The sequence below is a fragment of the Glaciecola sp. 1036 genome, assembly GCF_050306235.1.
Classification (GTDB): Bacteria; Pseudomonadota; Gammaproteobacteria; order Enterobacterales; family Alteromonadaceae; genus Glaciecola.
In genome coordinates this window covers 60,651-81,423 of record NZ_JBLWFH010000010.1, presented here as the reverse complement: position 1 = coordinate 81,423, position 20,773 = coordinate 60,651, and the positions used below count along the sequence as shown (strand labels likewise).

Genomic DNA, 20,773 nt, shown 5'->3' with positions numbered 1-20,773 from the left:
TTAGCTGTTACCTATTTGCTTATTCAAAGATTGATTGAATGCTTGCTCTTTTGCTTCAATTTGCTCGACGACTTCCATCCATTCCATTTCAACTTCTTCAAGTTCAGATTTTAAATCCCCTTGGGTTTGCAACAATTGCTTAAGTTCAGCTTTATTCTCATCGTTATAAATTTCGGGGTTAGACATTTTTGTTTCACAGTCTGATAAACCTTTGTTCAAATCTGCCATTTTCTGCTCACTCGCTGACAACTTGATTTTTAAAGGTTTTATAGCCTGTCTAAATTCAGCTTCGAGCCGCTTCTGTAGTTTACGATCAGCTGCCGTTTCACTTGAATTAGCGTTATCCACAGGCAATTGGCTAGACTGTCCAGCATTATTGTTATCCACATTAGATTGACTAGACTGTCCAGACAGTTTTTTAGCGCCCTGCAACATCCACTTTTTATAATCATCCAAATTGCCACTGAAAGGCGCAACCTGAGCACTATCCACTAAATAGAAATCGTCACACACCGACTCCAACAAACTACGGTCATGAGATACCAAAACTATTGCCCCCTGATAAGTCTGCAAGGCGAAGTTGAGTGCTTGACGGACCTCAATATCTAAGTGGTTAGTCGGTTCATCCAGTAACAGCAAATTAGGTTTTTGATACACCAAAATGGCTAAAACCAAGCGGGCTTTTTCGCCGCCAGACATAGGAGCAACAGGATCTAATGCGTTGTCCCCATGAAAACCGAATCCGCCCAAATAATTGCGAAGAGTTTGTTCCGTTGCCCCTTTATCTAACCGTTGCAGATGCAATAGCGGAGAAGCCTGCATGTCTAGGCTGTCCACTTGATGCTGTGCAAAGTAGCCAATCTTTAATCCCGCCGAAGGTAAGTACTTTCCAGATAAGGGAGCTAATTCTTCCGCCAGCAATTTTATAAAGGTAGACTTACCCGCACCATTGCGTCCCAACAACCCGATACGACTGCCAGGCACCAAATTAAGCTTCACATCAGCCAGAATCACAAGCTCCCCATAGCCCACTTTTATGTCATCCATTACCACCAATGGATTGGGTAATTTTTCAGGTTCAAAAAATTCAAAGTTGAAGGGGTTGGATTGTCGAACAGGCATCAACTCTTGCATTTTTTCGAGTTGCTTAACCCGCGACTGAGCCTGTTTAGCTTTACTAGCCTTAGCTTTAAATCGATTTATAAAGCTTTCTAAATGGGCTCGCTTTTTCTGTTGCTTTTCAAACTCAGAAGCGGCTAAGGATAATCGCATAGCCTTTTGCTTCTCGTAGTCTGAATAACCGCCGCTATAACTGATAAGTTTTTGTTGTTCAAAACTCACGATTTGTTTGGCGATGCTGTCAATAAAGGCCTGATCATGGGATATCAGCAACAAGGTTCCTGCATAATCCTGTAACCAGTTTTCTAACCAAAGCACTGCATCCAAATCAAGGTGGTTTGTCGGTTCGTCCAACAAAAGCAAGTCTGAAGGACATAATAATGCTCTAGCAAGATTCAAACGCATTTGCCAACCGCCTGAAAAACTACTGACGAGTTCAGTATGCTTGTCTTGAGTAAAACCTAATCCATTAAGGATAGTGGCAGCCCTAGGTTTAACATCATATGCCCCAGCTTGTTCTAGTGCATCATGAAGCAAGCCTAACTTGTTGCCATCTTCTTCCTTTTCTGCTTCTGCTAACCTTGCTTCTAAAGAGCGCAAATGACGATCACCATCAATGACATAATCAATTGCTGTTCTTTGGGTATCGAGAATTTGCTGTTCAACGGAAACAATTCGCCAGTCTTTCGGCATTTGCCATTCACCAGCATCCGCCTGTAGCTTTCCAGTTAATAGTCCAAACAAGGAGGTTTTACCACATCCGTTGGGACCAATGATCGCCACTTTATGTTGTGGATAAACTTCTAAGCTGGCTTGATCCAGTAAAAATTTCGTTCCCAGTTGCAAACTGACATTTTGCAGTTTAATCATAATTTTTTTTTGCTTTTCAAAAGTGGCGCAAGGATAGCAAAAACACGTTAAGTGATCATTTGCTTTTAACAAAGTGTATAATGATATCCTTATCCAATAAGAGAAACCTGTTTAAACTCTATGACACGCAAAAAGAAACGATTTATTGCCGGCGCCACCTGTCCAAAATGCAAGTCAATGGATACGCTTATGTTGTTTATGGAAAATAACGTTGAAAAAGTAGAATGTGTCAATTGTGGCCACACCCAAACGCAAACTGACGACCAGGCGACTCAGGCAAGTAAGGGTAGTGCCAATGTTATTGGACTATTTAAACCTGAATAGTGCTATTAAAGCCTTTCTACCTTTTAGTAATGAGGCGGAATTTCAACCTGATCCCCTGAAGCCAAATTGCTGACTTGAATAGATGCTAACTTTTCACCTAAAAATTGCATTCTTTCTGTTAGTTCATTAAGCAATAGTTGTTGCTTGATAATTGTCTGATTTAATTGCTCTATGGTGTCTTCTTGATAAGCGACCTTAATTTCTAAATAATCGATGCGCTCTTCCGCGTCTTGAATTGTGTTTGCCACTGTTTACTCCCAATAGGCTAGATAACCGCTACTAGCGATAGACATGGGTGTATTTTGCCTGAAACCAACTGCGTAAACTACTGCTGATTGAGGTGCTGGGCCTGAATTTGCTTTTACTCTCCACTGCTTAATTTCTTCTCCACTGGCCACATCCCACAGCCGCATTCTTTTTGATGGAGACCCTGTAAGTAACCACTTACCATCTTTAGAGAACCTTGCGCTTGTGAATATAATCTGTCGCTCAATGAATCTTAGCTGGCTAATGGCTTTGCCGGTTTGGGCGTCCCAAATTTGTGCATTGTCTTGGCTATCGGCGGTAAAAACAAACCTAGCTTGTTGATCCATTAGCACCATACTGACTCGGTGAGGGTGCGCAAAAACGTGAATGATTTGTCCGGTTTGGGTGTCCCAAAGATAGGCTCTATAGTCATTGCCGCCCGTTATTGCGTAGCGGCCATTGGCAGAGAGATCGACCGTATTTACTTTCTCTTCATGTCCTAAAAATTCTAATCTTCGCCCCGAGTAAGGTTCAAAAAATAATACATGACCATTGGCTCGGCCAACAAGAATTGCATCACCATTATTGGCAACCGCGATATCTCTGACCGTAGTATCTTCGTCGATTCGCCAAAATCCTATAGGCTCACCATTTTCCATATTCCACAAGGCAAAGGCTTCACTATCTGAGGTTACAGCGACTGAACTATCTGGAGAAAACCTAACTGCATCGACTAGGTTCGTACCTTCCCCTTGGTGCTGCCAGGTGTAACGTATTTGATTTGTCTGTAAATCCCAAACATTAATCGCACCATCCACTGCCGTAACTATTGCCAAAGACCCTTCTTCATTGATATGGGCATCATATACACCACTTTCGGACAACATAATCCTATTAGTGGGTGTTGATTCTGGAATACTGCACCCCACTATTAGGGTAGCCAACAGTAAAATCGAACTTTTTATTACGCTTTTCATCAAATAGGTTTAACTTTAAGGGCTAGGTGTTTACCATGTATCGGAATATATCAATACAACCTTAAGTTGATCCATTATAAATCGGAGAATCCTATGAAACAGGCTTATATAGCCACAATATTAGCTTCTGCATTAATCGTTACAGCTTGTGGCGGTGCAAAAGAAGAAGAAAAATCCACGACTGAAGCACCAGCAACATCTGAAACAGCGCCAGCTCAAGAAACGGAAGCGACATCCCAAACCAACGAATACACTACTGATGCACAAAAGTATAGTTATGCTTTGGGTGCGAGTTTGGGCTATTACGCTAATAACAAATTAATTGAACAAGAGAAAGTAAATCTTGGCGTTGACCGAGATGCATTACTTGCTGGATTTACCGAAATGCTCGCCAGTAAACCGCGCTTCTCTCAACAAGAATTACAGCGCCTTTCCCAAGAAGCAGATGCCCTTTTACAAAGCGCACAAATGGAAGCAAATAAAATCGCTGCGGAAAAAAATATTGTTGAAGGTAAAACTTTCCTCGCTGAAAATGCGACCAAAGAAGGTGTAAAAGTAACTGAATCCGGTCTGCAGTATGAGGTATTAACCGAGGGTGAAGGCAAGAGCCCATCTGCGCAAGATAGAGTCAAAGTCCACTATAGAGGAACTTTACTAGATGGTACTGAGTTCGATTCATCTTATTCGCGAAATGCACCTGCCACATTCCGTTTAAATCAGGTAATTTCCGGCTGGACAGAAGGCCTTCAGCTGATGCAAGAAGGCGCCAAATTTAAGTTTTATATCCCAGCTGAATTAGCCTACAGATCCAGAGCCCAAGGTAAAATCACACCTAACTCTACGCTAATTTTTGAAGTGGAATTGTTAGAAGTTTTAGAACAGTAAAATGATCAGCAACAGGTTACTTAACAGTAACCTGTTGATACTTTCGGCGTCTCTTTCTTCGAATTGCTAACAACATATAACCGAAAAGAATACTACCGATACTAAGGACAAACGCATTACCCAGCCATGCATCCTGAGTATCAGTTAACACCGACAAAAAGCACAATGCCAAGCCTAGTGTGCCCAAAATAAAGGTGTTTATTAATACAAGGCTGACCAACATTGATAGCCATGATGCTTGCCTAACTTGCATGCTATTTGTTTTTGAAAACGCCATTAGAGCCTCCAAATTAAAATAAACAATACTGCTAGTTTAGTTGCTTGCTTTTTTATAGACTTAACCCCCTGTAAATGGTTCATTTATTTATTCAAAAAGACGGTAAACGTTAAACATGCCAACCCCTTTAATTACACCTTCTGGCTATCATAAGTTAAAAACGGAACTCGATTACCTATGGAAAGAAGAAAGACCAGAAATTACGAAAAAAGTAACCTGGGCTGCTAGTTTAGGTGATCGAAGTGAAAATGCTGATTATCAGTACAACAAAAGACGTCTAAGAGAAATAGACAGACGGGTTCGTTATTTAACTAAAACCTTAGAGCGGATAAAAGTCGTTCAATATCATCCCTCTCAAAACGGAAAGGTATTTTTTGGTGCCCACGTTGAGATTGAAAATGACGCATCAGAAAAACGCAGTTTTCAGATAGTCGGTTATGATGAAATATTTAAGCGAAAAGATGTAATTTCTATAGACTCTCCCATGGCCCGTGCATTATTAAAGAAAGAAGTCGGGGATGAAGTGATTGTAAAAACCGAAGCGGGTACCTTTTATTGGTATGTCACTAAAATTGACTATGATAAGTAGTGAAAGAATCTAATTTTTAGACCAAAAATGTATTGAAAACTGCCATAAGGGGCTATACTCTGCCCCCTTAAAATACACCATGTAGCACTCCTTTTAATTCTAAAGAGACCAAAATTTAATGATTCAAACTATCATTGCAAACGAACTAAATGCCAATGAACAACAAATCAATGCAGCCATTGAACTTCTAGATAGTGGCTCTACCGTACCCTTTATTGCGCGCTATCGAAAAGAAGCGACTCAGGGGCTTACCGACACCCAATTACGACATTTAGAACAACGCCTTACATATCTGAGAGAATTAGAAGACCGCAAAAAGGTCATCCTCAAATCCATTGATGAACAAGGGAAGTTAACCGATTCTCTGCAACAGAAAATCGTCGATGCAGAAAATAAGACTAGCTTAGAAGACTTATATTTACCTTATAAACCTAGACGTAGAACCAAAGGCCAAATTGCTATTGAAGCGGGACTGCTGCCATTAGCTGACGAATTACTCGATGATGCTCAAGTAGACCCAGAAACTGCAGCTCAAGCCTTCCTTAATTCAGAGGCAGGTATAGAGGATACCAAAGCAGCCTTGGATGGCGCTAAATTCATACTTATGGAACGCTTTGCTGAAAATGCTGATGTATTACAAAAAGTCAGACAACATTTATCTCAAAGTGCTCATGTCACAAGCCAAGTCATTGAAGGCATGGAGACCAAAGGTGAGAAGTATTCAGACTATTTTGATTATTCAGAAAAGTACGCCAGTATCCCAAGCCATAGAGCGTTGGCGGTATTTAGAGGCAGAAATGAAGGCATATTGAATTTATCTCTAGATCCATCACCTGAAACGAGTGAAAACAAAAGCCAGGTATGTGAAGAATTAATTAAACAAGCACTTGGACTAAGATTAGCCGCAACACCAAGAGATCGTTGGTTAACAACTGTTATCCAGTGGACATGGAAAATTAAACTAGCACTACATTTAGAAACAGAACTATTTTCGCAATTGCGTGAACGCTCAGAAACTGAAGCGATTAACGTGTTTGCCAAGAACTTAAAAGATCTGTTAATGGCTGCGCCCGCTGGTCCGCAAGTGACTATGGGATTAGATCCAGGTCTACGTACTGGTGTAAAAGTAGCCATAGTGGATGCAACAGGTAAGGTAGTAGGTACCGCGACCATTTTTCCTCATGCGCCGCAGAATCAATGGGAAAAATCCATGCGAACTCTTGCTACTTTATGCAAACAACACAAGGTTGATTTGATCAGTATTGGCAATGGAACAGGATCCCGAGAAACCGATAAATTAGTTGCAGATATGATGAAGGCTGCACCTGAATTAAAAGTACAAAAAATCATGATTAGCGAAGCAGGCGCATCTGTGTATTCAGCTTCTGAGCTAGCTTCGAACGAACTTCCTGATCTTGACGTGTCTTTACGAGGTGCGGTATCTATAGCTCGCAGGTTACAAGATCCTCTGGCAGAATTGGTTAAAATCGAACCCAAAGCTATTGGGGTTGGCCAGTATCAGCATGATGTTAATCAAAGCCAGTTAGCACAATCGTTAGACAATGTCATCGAAGATTGCGTAAATGCCGTGGGTGTAGATTTAAATACCGCCTCTCCTGCGTTATTAACTCATGTATCGGGGCTCAATAAAACATTGGCATACAATATCGTCATGTACCGCGATCAGAACGGTGCCTTTGATAGTCGTTCAGCGTTGAAAAAAGTAGAGCGCCTAGGTCCAAAAGCATTTGAACAGGCGGCTGGTTTTTTACGGGTAATGAATGGTACAAATCCTCTTGATGCCAGTGCCGTTCACCCAGAAGCTTACGAAGTCGTTGATAAAATTGCGACCAGTGCAAAGGTAGACATTGCACAGATGATTGGAAATTCTGAAATTCTTGGCAAAATCGAGTTAAAAGATCTCGTTTCCGATGAATTTGGACTACCGACTTTACGGGATATCGTTAAAGAATTAGAAAAGCCCGGCCGCGATCCCCGTCCAGAATTTAAAACCGCCGTGTTTAAAGAAGGGGTATCTGAAATTCAGGACCTTAAAGTTGGCATGACGCTAGAAGGAGTGGTCAGTAACGTAGCGAATTTTGGCGCTTTTGTTGATATTGGGGTGCATCAAGACGGTTTGGTACACATTTCCGCGATGACTAATAAATTTATCAAAGACCCAAGAGAAGTGGTAAAAACTGGGGACGTGGTTAAAGTCAAAGTGACTGAAGTTGATGTACAACGTAAGCGTATTTCTTTAACCATGCGTTTAGACGATGAAGTCTCTGCTCCTAAATCTGCTCCGGCAAAAAGCCAAAAAGGCAAAAAGTCTCCCCCTCAAAAAGCCAAGCCTGTGAATGCTAATGCGGCCATGGGGAATGCCTTTGCAGAAGCTTTTGCTAAAGCAAAAAAGTAAATTAAGCGCTTATGTTAATTGTGGGATCAGTGATTACTGATTCCACTTCTGCGTACTGCGCTAATTTATTTTGATTTTCTTTTATAGCCGTTGATTCTGTATCTTCTGAGCCTTTATTAAGCTCAGCTCTAGCAGCTTGTTCTTTTTGAGTCGCTTCTGCTGCTACTTTAAAATCTTGTGAAGAAGGTTCAGCTGGCGCCATTGCTGCTCGTCGAACAATCTGCATTTTTTGAATAGTTGCTTGAGCATCCTTAGCCTCACTAACATCGATTGAAACCTCACCACCTACCGCGTATTTCTTCCCATCGGGGCCGGTTTGAAATTCGTAGGAAGGCGCTCCCGCATATTGCCCTCCAACACTTGCATGAGCTTGTTCATGAGCCCGTACTTCAGTATCTCTGCGCTTAAGATCCGTTACTTGCTTTTGTTCTTCGTCAGTTAATTGCTCTGATGCATTGGTGGTTGAAGTTGGTTTTTTATAGGTATCAGATTCGGAAGACTTTTCACCTTTTATGTTAACCGTATCTTGGGAGTTATCTTTATTTTGATGCTCTTTTCTATCATCCGCAGTTGACGCCTCTGAGTATGTCAAAGGAATCGCTGGTTGATAAAAAGAAGAAGTAATAAGCATAAAAATATTAAGTTAAGCGTAGGTGTCTATTATGGTGCCTATCATTCCCTGAGTGCGTTGAATGACCTCTACTGACGCCTCTGCTTGCAGTTGACCTACTGTCATTTGTATCACGGATGAATTTAAATCTATGTTTTGTCTATTTGATTGGGCGAGGTTAGCACTGGCGTCGTTGACCATTTGTTGACCGCGGTTATAACCTTGAACACCGCTATACAAGGCTGATTGCAAGCCATTTGACGAAATACTATCTACCATTGGAGCACCTCAAATACAGTCTACCAACTCATATTATCGGCTGATGAAAATTAACCTTTAGCTTTTGCTGGACAGTCCAGGCAGTTTTTTGTGAACAACAAGTTCGTTTAAAAAATGACTGGACAGTCTAGGCATTTTTTATTGAATAACGTTTACAAGCTTTCAGTGATAAAACCATTGATAGCCTTTAAGACCTCTTGAGGATGGGAAATAAACGGTGCGTGTGATGCTTTTGCAATTACCTGATGGCAAGACAATGCACTTAGTTGCTGAATTTCATCGACAACTTTTATTGGTACAAGACTATCGAGACGACCAAAGATATTTAGTTGCGGAATATCCAACTTGCCCAATCGCTCACGAAAATCGGTATTTTTGAGGATCTCTAGTCCAGCCGCCAATACCTCTTTGTCAGGCGCTGGATAATCCAAAATGTTATTTAACACTTCTTTACTGTTAGTCCGTTGAGATTCAACACCCATAAATTGAATGCCAACGAAACGTTTCATTAATTGAGCATATTCACCTACCAACTGGGACTCAAATGCCGCAATGACGTCTGGTTTTATTCCTGGCCAATTTCCTTCTTGCATAAACTTTGGTGATGAACACAGGTTTATTAAACCAACTACTTTTTGGCTAGCAGATAGCGCAATTGCAGTGGCTACTAAGCCCCCTAAGGACCAGCCGATCAACAGAGTATTTGTGGGTAGCAAACTTTCCACGTGCTCACTCAATGCAGCCAGATTGTAGTGATCCAAGGACACATGTTTAGAATTCCCATAGCCGGGTAAATCTAAAAAATGACAGTTGGCAGTTATACCTTTAGGAATGTCTAGACTGTCCAGGAAAGGTTGAAACGATCGCCAGACACCAGAATTCATTCCCCAACCATGAATAAATATTAGGTTTAATTCTGATCCTTCGATCAGCAGATTCTCTTTTGAACTCATAATAAGATGGATAAAAAACTAACTATGTACTAAGCACCATGTTGGATAAATTCTACAAGCTTTGCCGCCAAATAGAAAAGAAACTTAATCATCAGCATTGTTACCTATGCCATTGTGCTAATGAAAAATTAATATGCGATTATTGCCTATCAGATGCCGAATTTGAAAGATTCCCGGTGCCAGGAACCGACCTTTTAGAATATCCAGTCATCGCAAAACATTTGTACAATATCAACTATGAATCCCTTAGATCCATAGGGACTTACTCAGATATACTTGCCGGGTTAATTAAAAAGCTTAAGTTCTCCAAGCAACCCATTGCTAGTGCTGCACTCACGCTACTTTTCGAAGCCTATGTATTACGCCGCATCATGCAAACTGAAAAATTACCGGAAAAGCTTATACCCATACCTTTATCCGAAATACGCTTATTCAAACGTGGATTCAATCAAGCAGCACTACTGGCTGAAGACATAGGTAAAATAGCCAAGATTCCCGTCATGCATGCCTTGAAACGGCATAAACATACTCGCCAACAATCTAGCCTAGGCAAAGAAGCCAGACTCGATAACCTTTTTGACGCGTTTAAACTAGTTAAGCCGTTACCATACAAACATGTATGCCTTATCGACGACGTTGTTACCACGGGTGCTACGCTATCGTCAGCAGTAGAAACAATCAAAGCCAAAACACCAGATATTAAGGTCTCTATCTGGTGCATGGCGGTAGCAGAAATTGGAAAAGATTAGTTCATCAAGGGTGACATAAAGATAGCATTGGCCATTAGCTTATTAGTGCCATCCCAATAACCTCTGAAATGAATATTATCCACAAAGGCAATGACTTTGCCTCGTCCTGTAGGGCTAACACTGACCGCTACTGTTCCATTAATAAGCCCTTGCGTTTCAGCTGCAGCGTAGCCACCCAACAAGGAAGCATCAGTATAATGGGCAATATCTTCAAACGGGTTATCCGTTTTTAATAGCACTAAATTCGTCGTTTTAAACATAGGTAAACGGCTATCCTCATAACCGAAAAATAATGGGTGACTCAAATCAATTTCAGTTTCAAAAGCAGCACCAGCGACTAACTTTTTAGCTCTCAAGGCACCTTTATCTCCAAACGACATTCCTTTAGTGTCAAACGCACTATCTAAAGAATCTTGAGATAAGACTTCGTTAGCGATCCAATCGTTTTTATCGAACCAACGCACAGCCGTTCGCTGCCCGATCAAGGTCCCGCCCTTCTTAACCCAAGCGGATAATTTATCAACAAGCATTGTTGACACACTATTGTAGTAACCCGAAGCGAAAATTATGTGCGAATAGCTGTCTAGTTCAACCTCATCTAGTCGATCTAAATCGACCAAGGTAACGGGTAAACCAATTCTGGTATCCAAATAATGCCAAATCTCACCAACTTCATATTGAGAAGTGCCTTTTCCACCGACTAAGAGTACCGAAGGCTCAGATAAAGGTGAAATCGATGGACTACCCAAGTCAACCCCTTGCAAACTCAAGCCAGAAGTAATTTGTTTTAGGTACTTAGAAGAGGTCAGAAATTCCTGTTGATTGATCACATCTACAACCTGTTGAAGGTCATTTTGTGCGGCTGACGCTATCACAGTTCCTTGCGCAAATGCATAGTCACCTTGTAAAGTTTTTGCTGAAAATGCTTTACCCGATACGCGTAATTTTATGCCGGCTTCAAGTAGTGCTTGAGTCAGTTTAGGCGCATTATAATCAAACCATTCGTAAGCTAATGCAACAGTGCTTTGGTCAACTGCGGATAACGCGGGCGCCGTTGCAGACTCGTAAGTTGAGCCAAGCTTTAACTTACGACGTGAAGAAGATTCTACAGCCGAATAATCAATATTAAATGCAAACCCTAGATTCCAGTTACTAACGTCATAGAAAGTGTTATCAACAAAGCTCTTACGTTCACTGAAAATTGACTTTACTAATCGATATTGTGCTTGATCCACTGGAATAAAAATACTGCCTGCACGGTAACTCTTATTATCCACTTTCACGTCTTCAGTCAGGTACTCATATTTAACTTGATGAGCATCTAAAATACTCAGCATGCGAGCAAAACGCGTTTTGTCTTTAGGTTGCGGTAACACGTATCCGAACACATCTTCATCATCAATTAGCTTTTTAGTATCTCTATAGAACTGACGTTGATAGGCAAGCATGGCCTGTTTGTTTGCCAGAGCACCATCGAAAGATGACATTGAAGTGGTAAATTGATTTTGAATGGTTTGTGGGAACGCCACTTCGCCGTTAATTGAGTCTTGCACATGACCACGGCTACTGGCCTGCTCAAATAAAATTCCAACACTTCCATGGGCATCTGGATAAGTTGAGCCTTTACCTAAGTAAAAATCATCAAAGCCTTCTTGGGAATAGTACATTTGTCCCGCTGTATCCAGTGCTTTGGCATGAAATTTAGCTAACTCATTAGTGAGTGTAACATTAGTATCTGGTGTCCAAGGATTTTTGCGACTTGGCACTCCAGGTTGAAAGAAATAAGTATTATTGGTGCCCATTTCATGGAAATCGGTCAACAAGTGCGGGCGCCATTTATGGAATTGGGCGATTCTCGCTCTTGATTCTGGATGCGTAAGTAATAACCAATCTCGATTCAAGTCAAACCAATAATGATTGGTTCGTCCTGAAGGCCAATGCTCTTTATGTTCTCGGTGATCAGGGTCTGAAACTAAATTATAGCCTTTGTGCATGTTTGCCCATTGTGCAAACCTAGACAGACCATCTGGGTTTAGTGATGGGTCTAATAAAATCACAGTTTCTTCTAGCAGTCTGTTGACTCTTTCGTCTTGCGCTGCGGCTAGATAATAAGCCACTAAAAGAGACGCATTCGCGCCAGATGGCTCATTGCCATGCACGCTGTACCCCATATTAATAATAAGGGGCGCAGTTGAAGAAGCCGCTTCGCCAGTCTTAATCTGTTGTATGTGCGACTGTCTAATTTGTTCTAAGTTTTTTCTATTCTCAGTACCCGTAATAGTAAGCAGTAAAAGTGGGCGCTGTTCATGAGTATAGCCGGTGACTTCGATACTTACTCTGTCTGACGATTCTGCCAGCACATGCATGTAACGCACAAGTTGGTCATGCCTAACATGCCAAGTACCTACTGGGTATCCGAGTACAGATTCCGGAGTGGGTATCTTGGGGTCATAACTGACATCAGGTAAATAATCTTTATCTGAAGTAACTTGCTTGGACAGTCCAGGCATGCTTAAAGCGAGTAAGACAATACTCAATAAAATCTGAAGGTTTCGATGAATCATGGGCTCTCTTCTTTCTGTTATTATTGTTGTAAATACCAATAATACCCAAATTTGTATCAATTAGAAAAAAACTTCCTAATACTTGAGTGTTTTAGTCGGGTAATTACTGTTATACTATGCCCATAAGTTAAATAGAGGTGTTATATGATTACGATTTCTGAACCGGCAGAACAACATTTTGTTAAACTGTTGGCGCAACAACAAGAAGGTACCAATATACGGGTGTTTGTCGTAAATCCAGGTACTTCAAAAGCAGAATGCGGTGTTTCTTACTGTCCTCCTGACGCAGTGGAAGATACCGACATCAAAATTCCATTTAATGGCTTCGATGCTGTGGTTGATGCTGAAAGCGCGCCCTATCTAGACGAAGCGGAAATTGACTTTGTAACCGATCAAATGGGTTCTCAGTTAACATTAAAAGCCCCTAACGCAAAAGCCAAGAAACTTGCTGATGATGCATCTTTGGTGGAGCGAGTGAATTACATGATAGAAACGGATATTAATCCAGGTTTGGCTAGTCATGGCGGGCAGGTAATGCTTGTCGAGATTACGCAAAGTGGCGAAGCTGTATTACAGTTTGGTGGCGGCTGCAATGGTTGTTCTATGGTTGACGTTACGCTTAAAGATGGCATTGAAAAACAAATGCTAGAGCAATTTAAAGGTGAGATTACCGCTGTAAAAGATGCTACTGAACACCAAGCTGGCGAACATTCATATTATTAAAAGCCACTGAAACTAGCATATAAAAGCTATCCAAATAGTTGAGTGTTTGGATAGCGCCGCACATGACGAACGAAATGTTCAGCCAACAAAATTCCGCGCCAAGCCAAGAAACTGAGCATGGCGAACCACAACGCCATATTTTCAAAACTGTCAGCAAATAACCAATAAATGGGAAAAAAGCCGAGCAAAGAACTTATTAGCATCGAGTTTCGCATTGCTGCACTGGCTGTTAGTCCCACATAGATACCGTCGAATAAAAAACACCAATGGGCGATAAGTGGCAGTGCCACCACAATCCAAAAGTAATCTTCATAGGCATGATGTATAGCAGGAATGTCAGTTAACAAACGTACGATATCATTACCAAACACCAGAAAAGTAACTGCGTAACCAATAGCAACCAAGCTCGACCAAAACAAACCCGCTTTAACATCAGCAATTAAACCATCAAATTGATGTTTGCCTTTAGCCCTTCCAACCATTGATTCGACGGCATTCGCGATACCATCTAAGCCTAGGGCGATAAGCGCGAAAAATTGTAAAATTACCGCATTGATAGCAGCTGCTTGAGATCCAAATGACACTCCAATCAAGGTCACAAATGCCAAAGTGACTTGTAGCGCAATATTTCGAATAAAAATGTCGGAGTTTAGCTTAGCTAACACCTGTAACTCACTCACTAATGGCAATTTTGTTTGATAATCCTTACCTTTTAATGACTTCGCCACTAAATAAAAACTAGCCACAGCCCCTGCATATTCAGCGAACAAAGTTCCAAGAGCAACGCCAGTTACTCCCATACCCAGTCCATATACCAAGACTAGACTAGCCGCAATGTTTACCAGATTTAATAACACCTGCACGACTAACACTGAAGTTGTCATTTGCTGCCCAATTAACCAACCAACAAACACCATGTTGGCCAAAGCCGCAGGTGCACCCCAAATGCGGGTTGAAAAATAAGATTCGGTGACCAAAGCGGTATCATTACTATTGCCCACAAACCAGAGTCCGCCAGTTAAAATCCAGCTTTGCACGAGTAAAATGAAAGAGGCAATCAAAGTACTAGCAACTAATCCTTGAACTAATACATTGACCTTTTGCTGTGCATTGTCCGGTGGTGCTTGCGCACTCAAACCAGTTAATGACATTTTTAAGAAGCCGCAAATCCAATACACTTGGGTGATAATTAAACTAGCCACAGAGGCGCCGGCAAGATAATGTATACCGTCCATACGCCCTAAGATGGCAGTATCCACCAAGCCCAAAAGAGGAGTAGTAATATTGGCGAAAATTAACGGAAAGGCTAATCCAAGTAAGCGTTTTTGTCGTTCAAACAGATTAATAATACAATCCTAAACAGGGAGATTGACGTCCAGATGAAATTATACCAAGCCTTTGCTCTTTTCGGGTTACTTTTTACGTTTACTCTAGCCAAGGCTAATCAAGACGTCGCCAGTTCCGTTGAGCAATCTCCAACTTTTACCATCTTGCAGTATCATCATGTAAGTGAAAACACGCCACCAGTCACAAGTATCTCTGCGTCCCAATTAGAGAAACACTTGGCTCATTTGGCCGCTAATCATAATGTTATCAGTTTGGAACAGGGTGTTAAGGCGATTAAGGAGAAAACCAAATTACCTGATAATGCCGTTGCCATTACCTTTGATGATGGTTATGCAAACATCTACGAAAATGGTTTTCCGTTATTAAAAAAATACAACTTTCCTTTCACTATTTTTGTAAATCCAGACACCATTGGAACCACTAGTAGTCAATTAAGTTGGCAACAATTAGAAGAGATGTCCTCATTAGCGACTTATGCTAATCATACTATCGGACACATTCACCTTCTTAACAAACAGCAAAACGAAACGGAAAACCAGTGGCTCTCACGAGTAATGAACAACATTATAGAAGCAGAGAATCTTCTCAATGAAAAACTCGGATACTCAAAAAAGTGGTTGGCCTACCCCTTTGGTGAATTTAATCACAAATTGAAACAAGCCCTTTTGCAACAAGGTTTTCTTGGCTTTGCTCAACATTCTGGTGCTGTAGGCGTTGATACAGATATGGGTGCCATTCCACGCTTTCCCGCAGCTGGCATATATGCCAATTTGAACACCTTAAAAGTTAAGCTTGAAAGTTTACCCATGTCAGTGGATACGTATTCCCCGTTTGCCACTGAACAAGCGCTGTCTGATAAGCTTAACAGTATTGAAATTAACCTTAAACACAGTCGAGACATCCGCCTTAATCAAGCTACCTGTTATTTCCAAGGTAACCTTTTAGCAACCCAAACCGAAAACGAGCAAATAAAGGTAGCGCTAAATCATCAATTCTCACCTGGGCGCATCCGCATTAATTGCACTGCGCCCAGTGAACATCTTAATGGGCGTTTCTTCTGGTATAGCGTTCCCTACTTCACGCCAAACAAAAACGGAAACTACCCCGATTAGCTAGTGAGGTCAAAGTGCATACGCACAAATTTATCTCCAGTGTGAGTAAACTCGGTTTGCTTAACACAAGTAAAACCAAATTCTTGATAAAACGCTAATGCTTGAGTATTGGCTGCATTCACATCTAATACCAAGCGTTGTTTTTGCAAAGCCATCGCTTGTTGCTTTGCAAAATTAAGTAAGCTCTTACCAATGCCTCGTCCTCTTTGTTCAGATAAAACAGCTAAATGTCCTATGCATAACTCTGAATCAATAGGTGGGGGAAATAAAGCAACTAAGTAGGGATTGACCGATAATAAATGCTGTAGAGCTTCTAAACTAAGGTGATTCTGTAAACTATCGATAGTGGCCAAATGAAAAGACTGGGGTAGTTCTTCATACCAAAAACTAATACAACCTATACATTTATCATCATGTACTGCAATTTGATGACGATAAGCACTGAATTGTCCATCAGACTCAGGCAAAGCCAGAGCAAAGAAATTTAGCGCTTCACGCTCAGATTTAAAAATAAAATTTAACAACTCTGGTGCGGCCGAGTAAATGAGAGGTCCCAGAGCTTCGGCGAATTCTGGGCTCCCTTGCCTAAGTTCAGCCATGCCCCAAAATAACAGACATGTCGGCAAGTACTTGTTGCATATCACTTACCGCCAGTTCGCCTGGAATGTGTTTAGGTTTAAATCGTCCGACGATATAACCTTGAGGGTTAATCAATACCACTGAAGCACTGTGATCTACCAAATAGTTTGGGTTCTCCGTACTTTCAGATAATGAATACATCATTCCCATACTTCGCACTAAAGGAAATAAAACATCGTGGGTTGCTGTAGTCGCTATAAAATCCGTATTGAAGTAATTTACATATTCATTAAGACGTTCCACAGTGTCTCTTTTAGGATCCACAGATAAAAACCATACTTGCAACGGCACATCCTGCACTTTTTCGGTCAATTGTGGATAAACGCTGTTTAATTCGGCCAACGTAGTGGGACAAATATCTGGGCAAAACGTGTAGCCAACAAATGCCAAGGTCCACTTATTTTGAAGATCTTGGTTTGTCATTGCTTCGCCAGTGTGTTGGGTGACCTCAAAATCTGACAATTTCCGAGGCTCAGGGTACCAGCTAATATATTGAGTCTGTTGGTGTAAAGATTGACCATCGTTTGTCGAAGGTGGTGCAATATATATAGCTAGAATCACCCCTAAACTAATAGCAAAAACCGCTAATAAAACAACCCATTTGTTCTGCATAAAGACAACCGTTAACCCACTCTTTATCTATTTATAGATTAAATACTAACATAGTGATCTACCAGCAGAACGATAAATAACACCATTAAATGAATAATTGAGAATTTAAATGTCTGCATAGCCGTTGTAGATCTTGGGTTGAACTTAAGTTTCCAAGTTAAATACAAGAACCAAGCATTCAACACCGAAGATCCAACCAAATAGATTAAACCACTCATACCCACTAAATAGGGTAACAAACAGACCAAACACAATAAGAAGGTGTAAAGCAGGGCACAAGTTTTGGTAAATTCAATGCCATGGGTATTGGGTAACATGGGAATGTTAGCTTTTGCATAATCTTTTTCACGATGAATAGCCAATGCCCAAAAATGTGGTGGCGTCCATGTGAATATAATCAGCACCAATAGTAATCCGTATGCATGAATCTCACCAGTAACCGCAGTCCAACCTAATAAAGGAGGAGCGGCCCCAGCTAGGCCACCGATTACGATATTTTGTGGTGTTGCACGCTTAAGATACATGGTGTAAATCACTGCATAACCCACTAAACTTGCTAGTGTTAACCAAGCCGTTATCATATTGACGTAGAAAGCTAATAACGCAAAACCTGCTACTGCGAGTAAAAAAGCAAAGATTAACGCTTTTTGCGGGGAGACCTTTCCTTTAGCCACGGGACGATTAAAGGTACGTGCCATAACACTGTCTATTTTATGATCTACCACGTGATTGATTACCGCTGCCGATGAAGACAACATGCCTATACCCAAGATGCCTGCAAATAATGTTTGCAAAGGTATCCATCCCGGCGTTGCCAAACACATACCAACCAGAGCTGTAAGTAATAGCAACATCACAACGCGCGGTTTGGTTAATTCATAATAGTCGCGCCAATTAGCAGTTTGCGTGATCGGCTTTTTTAATATTGCTTGCTTGGCCATCCACTGAATCCTTCTTAATATTTTCGATATATGGTGTAGGTCATCATCACCAGCACCAATAAAAGACATGCGGCTACTGCATTGTGTAAAGTAGCGACAATTAAAGGCAGTGAATAAACTACATTACTCACACCCAATCCTACTTGCACACTTAAAATAAATAGCATTAACCAACTTAGTTGTTTCATTAAACCTGAATTTGCTTTGCGTAAAATTCCGACCCCAAGCCAACTTAAATACACAATAAGCACCAAGGCACCAAACCTATGAAATACATGCATTGTCATGCGTTCCTCATAAGGATGAACACCAAATTCATAGTTATCAGCAGCAGGGATAGAAAACGCCCCCATCACATCAAGTTGTGACGCCCATTCGCCTTCACATATGGGTAATTCGGTACAAGCAAGTGACGCATAATTAGCGGAGGTCCATCCACCTAATCCTATTTGCACCACAAGTAAAAAGATGCCGATACTGCTGTATTTGGCAAATTTTCTTATCTGTGGATCCCCGCCAGGAATGCGGTAAGGCGTAAGGCGCAAATAGAGTAGAAATAGTAATGTGAGGACAGTAAAACCACCGAGTAAATGTCCCATAACAACTATCGGCAAGAGATTTAATGTCACTGTCCACATTCCTAAGGCGCCTTGGAAACAGACCATCAAGAATAGGATCAAAGGAAGAAAAAATGGCGTATTCGCATTGCGGAATTTTTTGAAAAAACTGGTAATAAATATAATTAGAATGAAAAAGCCCAAGGTAGCCGCAAAATAGCGATGGATCATTTCATTCCATGCTTTATGTGCTTCTACTGGTCGATCCGGATAGGCCTCATTGGCTGCTTCTATGTGATGTTCTGCTTGCGGTACAATGAGGTGGCCGTAGCATCCCGGCCAATCAGGGCAGCCTAAGCCGGCATCGGTTAGTCGAGTATAAGCACCCAATACAATAACCAACAAAGCGAGAAAAATGCTTACCAGCGTTAGTTTTTTCATTCTTATTCCCTTCAACTAACCAATGCGTGATAGTTTTAACAGCTTTCGCAAATCGGCAAGAATGTCCCGACTATCCATAATGGCTTGATCTTTATCCTGTGTCACAGGATAAGAGAGCACAACGTTGTGCAAAGTATCAGAGATAAAAATAGCATCAACGCCCACATCTTTAAACACATTATTTACATTTTCAGCATCTTTTCTTAACACTTCAATGGTGTTTTCGGTTGCTAAGGATGCAACTGCTTGGTCATCGCTTTGTTCAGTGGTAATAACCAATACATTAACTCTATCACTTTCTCTACCTACTGCAGTTTTTACTTGTGAAATAGCGTAGATCGCATTTTGACAAGAAAGCTCACAATTCTCTGGCAACACATACATTAAATGCCATTTGCGTTGGGCATCCAATAACAGGCTTTCTGCCTCTAAGGTGGGACTTAGCAAGGTGCCTTTATTGGTGGCTCCCTTGTTAAACCAATCCAATTCCAATGCAAATTTGGCAAGGACGACAGGAAGTGCAAACACCAAAACGAGTAACACTATACTGGTTTTTTGCTTTTTAGTTGCCATTAGGGATCCTCTATTATTGGCTGTTTATAGTATTTACCCATGCTGAGTAAAAAAACGGTTAATCCAGCGATGGCTAATCCAAACCATTGCACTGCGTAACCTAAATGCTTTTCAGGAGACATCACCACAGGTTGCCAGTCTCTAACGAAGAGACTTTCTTGTGATGGCGAAGCCAAAACAACAAAAGGTAACACTGCTTGGCCTATTTGGTTAGACACCTCAGTTAGATCTAATTGCTGCAACAACACTGGATATTCAGCTTGTTGAGTTTGCGTCTCTGAGACAAAGAGATTATCACTTGGAATACTAACGATTCCTGTCATTTCGACCTTTCCAGTAAGAGGCACAAAATCGGGAAGACTATCTCTTGTATTGTTACCTTGAATCCAACCCAAATTGACTATCACAATGCCTGTAGTTGTCTCTATTGCTTGGGCTAATTGATAACCAACCTTGCTTTGATAAATTTTATTATCAATAAGAAAGGTGGCTTCTAAAGCACGGCCTGTGAGCAACACTTGATAGTCTTGAAACTCGCTAGGCGCTGCACTGACTTCTACAAGGCTCAGGTTGTCTTGTTTAGAACGTTGTTCAATTTGCGACAATCTTTGTTCTTTTTGTTGTTTACGATCTAATTGCCAAAAACCTAAAAAGAACATAATGACAATTGCGGCAATTGCGACTATGGTGACGACTATTGGAAACGGCTTTTTGTTTGAATCTGTCATTGCCGTTACCTAAGGAGTGTTGAAATGTTAGTGATAAAAATAGCAATCGGTGGCCTGTTACTTTTCGTAATATATAATCTGTTTAAAGCAATGATGATTATGATGAAAGGAGAAAGTAAAGAGCCGATGAGCAAGTTTATAGGACGCAGACTTATTGCTTCAGTAATCATTCTTTGTTTGATTTTACTTGCAATAGCCACCGGCATTATTACTCCAAATCCGCGTCCCTATTAGTTAGTTCT

At 41.1% G+C, this 20,773-nt stretch carries 23 protein-coding genes; 8 read left to right on the top strand and 15 right to left on the bottom strand.

Features of this window, described 5'->3' with window-relative positions:
• On the bottom strand, positions 1-1,989 hold the full coding sequence (locus tag ACNKW3_RS14630) for an ATP-binding cassette domain-containing protein (RefSeq protein WP_427400053.1): 1,989 nt from the start codon (positions 1,987-1,989) through the stop codon (positions 1-3).
• Between the two features lie 120 nt (positions 1,990-2,109).
• Between ACNKW3_RS14630 and ACNKW3_RS14625 the strand changes: the two genes are divergently transcribed.
• Positions 2,110-2,313, top strand: coding sequence for a YheV family putative zinc ribbon protein (locus tag ACNKW3_RS14625; protein ID WP_427400052.1), 204 nt, complete (start codon positions 2,110-2,112; stop codon positions 2,311-2,313).
• Between the two features lie 23 nt (positions 2,314-2,336).
• Here ACNKW3_RS14625 and ACNKW3_RS14620 read toward each other — a convergent pair whose 3' ends face one another.
• Positions 2,337-2,561 (bottom strand): SlyX family protein, encoded by a 225-nt coding sequence (locus tag ACNKW3_RS14620; protein ID WP_427400051.1) that lies wholly within the window; start codon positions 2,559-2,561, stop codon positions 2,337-2,339.
• A 3-nt stretch (positions 2,562-2,564) separates the two neighbouring features.
• Entirely contained in the window at positions 2,565-3,536 is a 972-nt protein-coding gene (locus ACNKW3_RS14615; protein ID WP_427400050.1) for a WD40 repeat domain-containing protein, read from the bottom strand.
• A gap of 93 nt (positions 3,537-3,629) precedes the next feature.
• Between ACNKW3_RS14615 and fkpA the strand changes: the two genes are divergently transcribed.
• A complete protein-coding gene (gene fkpA, locus ACNKW3_RS14610; protein ID WP_427400049.1) occupies positions 3,630-4,421 on the top strand; it encodes an FKBP-type peptidyl-prolyl cis-trans isomerase in 792 nt (263 codons plus the stop codon).
• Between the two features lie 16 nt (positions 4,422-4,437).
• Here the strand turns inward: fkpA and ACNKW3_RS14605 are convergent, their stop codons facing one another.
• On the bottom strand, positions 4,438-4,698 hold the full coding sequence (locus ACNKW3_RS14605; RefSeq protein ID WP_427400048.1) for a hypothetical protein: 261 nt from the start codon (positions 4,696-4,698) through the stop codon (positions 4,438-4,440).
• 115 nt (positions 4,699-4,813) lie between these two features.
• Between ACNKW3_RS14605 and greB the strand changes: the two genes are divergently transcribed.
• Both greB and ACNKW3_RS14595 read left to right on the top strand, forming a co-directional pair.
• Positions 4,814-5,287, top strand: a complete 474-nt coding sequence (greB, locus tag ACNKW3_RS14600) for a transcription elongation factor GreB (protein WP_427400047.1) — start codon at positions 4,814-4,816, stop codon at positions 5,285-5,287.
• A gap of 118 nt (positions 5,288-5,405) precedes the next feature.
• A complete protein-coding gene (locus tag ACNKW3_RS14595) occupies positions 5,406-7,703 on the top strand; it encodes a Tex family protein (protein ID WP_427400046.1) in 2,298 nt (765 codons plus the stop codon).
• A gap of 1 nt (position 7,704) precedes the next feature.
• On the opposite strand, the gene ACNKW3_RS14590 is transcribed toward ACNKW3_RS14595, so the two are convergent.
• The 3 genes from ACNKW3_RS14590 to bioH form a co-directional block, all read right to left on the bottom strand.
• On the bottom strand, positions 7,705-8,295 hold the full coding sequence (locus ACNKW3_RS14590; protein WP_427400045.1) for a putative metalloprotease CJM1_0395 family protein: 591 nt from the start codon (positions 8,293-8,295) through the stop codon (positions 7,705-7,707).
• Positions 8,296-8,346: 51 nt separating this feature from the next.
• The gene (locus ACNKW3_RS14585) at positions 8,347-8,592 is read right to left on the bottom strand and encodes a hypothetical protein (protein ID WP_427400044.1); all 246 of its coding nucleotides are present in this window, start codon (positions 8,590-8,592) and stop codon (positions 8,347-8,349) included.
• A gap of 152 nt (positions 8,593-8,744) precedes the next feature.
• The gene (gene bioH / locus ACNKW3_RS14580; RefSeq protein WP_427400043.1) at positions 8,745-9,545 is read right to left on the bottom strand and encodes a pimeloyl-ACP methyl ester esterase BioH; all 801 of its coding nucleotides are present in this window, start codon (positions 9,543-9,545) and stop codon (positions 8,745-8,747) included.
• 176 nt (positions 9,546-9,721) lie between these two features.
• Between bioH and ACNKW3_RS14575 the strand changes: the two genes are divergently transcribed.
• Complete coding sequence (locus tag ACNKW3_RS14575; protein WP_427400042.1) at positions 9,722-10,294, top strand: ComF family protein; 573 nt, start codon at positions 9,722-9,724, stop codon at positions 10,292-10,294.
• Here ACNKW3_RS14575 and ACNKW3_RS14570 read toward each other — a convergent pair.
• Positions 10,291-12,858, bottom strand: coding sequence for a M14 family metallopeptidase (locus tag ACNKW3_RS14570; RefSeq protein ID WP_427400041.1), 2,568 nt, complete (start codon positions 12,856-12,858; stop codon positions 10,291-10,293). The genes ACNKW3_RS14575 and ACNKW3_RS14570 overlap by 4 nt on opposite strands.
• Positions 12,859-13,002: 144 nt before the next feature.
• On the opposite strand from ACNKW3_RS14570, the gene nfuA reads away from it, so the two are divergent.
• Entirely contained in the window at positions 13,003-13,581 is a 579-nt protein-coding gene (gene nfuA / locus ACNKW3_RS14565; RefSeq protein ID WP_427400040.1) for a Fe-S biogenesis protein NfuA, read from the top strand.
• Positions 13,582-13,607: 26 nt separating this feature from the next.
• Here the strand turns inward: nfuA and ACNKW3_RS14560 are convergent, their stop codons facing one another.
• Entirely contained in the window at positions 13,608-14,921 is a 1,314-nt protein-coding gene (locus tag ACNKW3_RS14560) for an MATE family efflux transporter (protein WP_427400117.1), read from the bottom strand.
• A gap of 39 nt (positions 14,922-14,960) precedes the next feature.
• Here ACNKW3_RS14560 and ACNKW3_RS14555 point away from each other — a divergent pair, with 39 nt between their 5' ends.
• Positions 14,961-16,040, top strand: coding sequence for a polysaccharide deacetylase family protein (locus ACNKW3_RS14555; protein WP_427400039.1), 1,080 nt, complete (start codon positions 14,961-14,963; stop codon positions 16,038-16,040).
• Here the strand turns inward: ACNKW3_RS14555 and ACNKW3_RS14550 are convergent.
• Genes ACNKW3_RS14550 through ACNKW3_RS14525 form a run of 6 tightly spaced genes read right to left on the bottom strand, consistent with a single transcriptional unit; the run spans position 16,037 to position 20,531 of the window.
• The gene (locus ACNKW3_RS14550; RefSeq protein WP_427400038.1) at positions 16,037-16,639 is read right to left on the bottom strand and encodes a GNAT family N-acetyltransferase; all 603 of its coding nucleotides are present in this window, start codon (positions 16,637-16,639) and stop codon (positions 16,037-16,039) included. The two genes, ACNKW3_RS14555 and ACNKW3_RS14550, sit on opposite strands and share 4 nt — an antisense overlap.
• Positions 16,632-17,291, bottom strand: coding sequence for an SCO family protein (locus tag ACNKW3_RS14545; RefSeq protein WP_427400037.1), 660 nt, complete (start codon positions 17,289-17,291; stop codon positions 16,632-16,634). The genes ACNKW3_RS14550 and ACNKW3_RS14545 overlap by 8 nt, the downstream gene beginning before the upstream one ends.
• Positions 17,292-17,329: 38 nt before the next feature.
• Positions 17,330-18,232 (bottom strand): heme o synthase, encoded by a 903-nt coding sequence (gene cyoE / locus ACNKW3_RS14540; RefSeq protein WP_427400036.1) that lies wholly within the window; start codon positions 18,230-18,232, stop codon positions 17,330-17,332.
• 14 nt (positions 18,233-18,246) lie between these two features.
• Positions 18,247-19,230, bottom strand: coding sequence for a COX15/CtaA family protein (locus ACNKW3_RS14535; protein ID WP_427400035.1), 984 nt, complete (start codon positions 19,228-19,230; stop codon positions 18,247-18,249).
• A gap of 15 nt (positions 19,231-19,245) precedes the next feature.
• Positions 19,246-19,803, bottom strand: a complete 558-nt coding sequence (locus ACNKW3_RS14530; RefSeq protein ID WP_427400034.1) for a hypothetical protein — start codon at positions 19,801-19,803, stop codon at positions 19,246-19,248.
• A complete protein-coding gene (locus ACNKW3_RS14525) occupies positions 19,803-20,531 on the bottom strand; it encodes an SURF1 family protein (protein WP_427400033.1) in 729 nt (242 codons plus the stop codon). The genes ACNKW3_RS14530 and ACNKW3_RS14525 overlap by 1 nt, the downstream gene beginning before the upstream one ends.
• 24 nt (positions 20,532-20,555) lie before the next feature.
• Between ACNKW3_RS14525 and ACNKW3_RS14520 the strand changes: the two genes are divergently transcribed.
• Positions 20,556-20,765 (top strand): DUF2909 domain-containing protein, encoded by a 210-nt coding sequence (locus ACNKW3_RS14520; RefSeq protein ID WP_427400032.1) that lies wholly within the window; start codon positions 20,556-20,558, stop codon positions 20,763-20,765.
• Positions 20,766-20,773 lie beyond the last annotated feature (8 nt).

What these genes read in the sequence shown, in the direction of transcription:
- ACNKW3_RS14630 (WP_427400053.1), bottom strand. Translation starts at nt 1,989, where the DNA reads ATGATTAAACTGCAAAATGTCAGTTTGCAACTGGGAACGAAATTTTTA.
- ACNKW3_RS14625 (WP_427400052.1), top strand. Translation starts at nt 2,110, where the DNA reads ATGACACGCAAAAAGAAACGATTTATTGCCGGCGCCACCTGTCCAAAA.
- ACNKW3_RS14615 (WP_427400050.1), bottom strand. Translation starts at nt 3,536, where the DNA reads ATGAAAAGCGTAATAAAAAGTTCGATTTTACTGTTGGCTACCCTAATA.
- fkpA (WP_427400049.1), top strand. Translation starts at nt 3,630, where the DNA reads ATGAAACAGGCTTATATAGCCACAATATTAGCTTCTGCATTAATCGTT.
- ACNKW3_RS14605 (WP_427400048.1), bottom strand. Translation starts at nt 4,698, where the DNA reads ATGGCGTTTTCAAAAACAAATAGCATGCAAGTTAGGCAAGCATCATGG.
- greB (WP_427400047.1), top strand. Translation starts at nt 4,814, where the DNA reads ATGCCAACCCCTTTAATTACACCTTCTGGCTATCATAAGTTAAAAACG.
- ACNKW3_RS14595 (WP_427400046.1), top strand. Translation starts at nt 5,406, where the DNA reads ATGATTCAAACTATCATTGCAAACGAACTAAATGCCAATGAACAACAA.
- ACNKW3_RS14585 (WP_427400044.1), bottom strand. Translation starts at nt 8,592, where the DNA reads ATGGTAGATAGTATTTCGTCAAATGGCTTGCAATCAGCCTTGTATAGC.
- bioH (WP_427400043.1), bottom strand. Translation starts at nt 9,545, where the DNA reads ATGAGTTCAAAAGAGAATCTGCTGATCGAAGGATCAGAATTAAACCTA.
- ACNKW3_RS14570 (WP_427400041.1), bottom strand. Translation starts at nt 12,858, where the DNA reads ATGATTCATCGAAACCTTCAGATTTTATTGAGTATTGTCTTACTCGCT.
- nfuA (WP_427400040.1), top strand. Translation starts at nt 13,003, where the DNA reads ATGATTACGATTTCTGAACCGGCAGAACAACATTTTGTTAAACTGTTG.
- ACNKW3_RS14555 (WP_427400039.1), top strand. Translation starts at nt 14,961, where the DNA reads ATGAAATTATACCAAGCCTTTGCTCTTTTCGGGTTACTTTTTACGTTT.
- ACNKW3_RS14550 (WP_427400038.1), bottom strand. Translation starts at nt 16,639, where the DNA reads ATGGCTGAACTTAGGCAAGGGAGCCCAGAATTCGCCGAAGCTCTGGGA.
- ACNKW3_RS14545 (WP_427400037.1), bottom strand. Translation starts at nt 17,291, where the DNA reads ATGCAGAACAAATGGGTTGTTTTATTAGCGGTTTTTGCTATTAGTTTA.
- cyoE (WP_427400036.1), bottom strand. Translation starts at nt 18,232, where the DNA reads ATGGCCAAGCAAGCAATATTAAAAAAGCCGATCACGCAAACTGCTAAT.
- ACNKW3_RS14535 (WP_427400035.1), bottom strand. Translation starts at nt 19,230, where the DNA reads ATGAAAAAACTAACGCTGGTAAGCATTTTTCTCGCTTTGTTGGTTATT.
- ACNKW3_RS14530 (WP_427400034.1), bottom strand. Translation starts at nt 19,803, where the DNA reads ATGGCAACTAAAAAGCAAAAAACCAGTATAGTGTTACTCGTTTTGGTG.
- ACNKW3_RS14525 (WP_427400033.1), bottom strand. Translation starts at nt 20,531, where the DNA reads ATGACAGATTCAAACAAAAAGCCGTTTCCAATAGTCGTCACCATAGTC.
- ACNKW3_RS14520 (WP_427400032.1), top strand. Translation starts at nt 20,556, where the DNA reads ATGTTAGTGATAAAAATAGCAATCGGTGGCCTGTTACTTTTCGTAATA.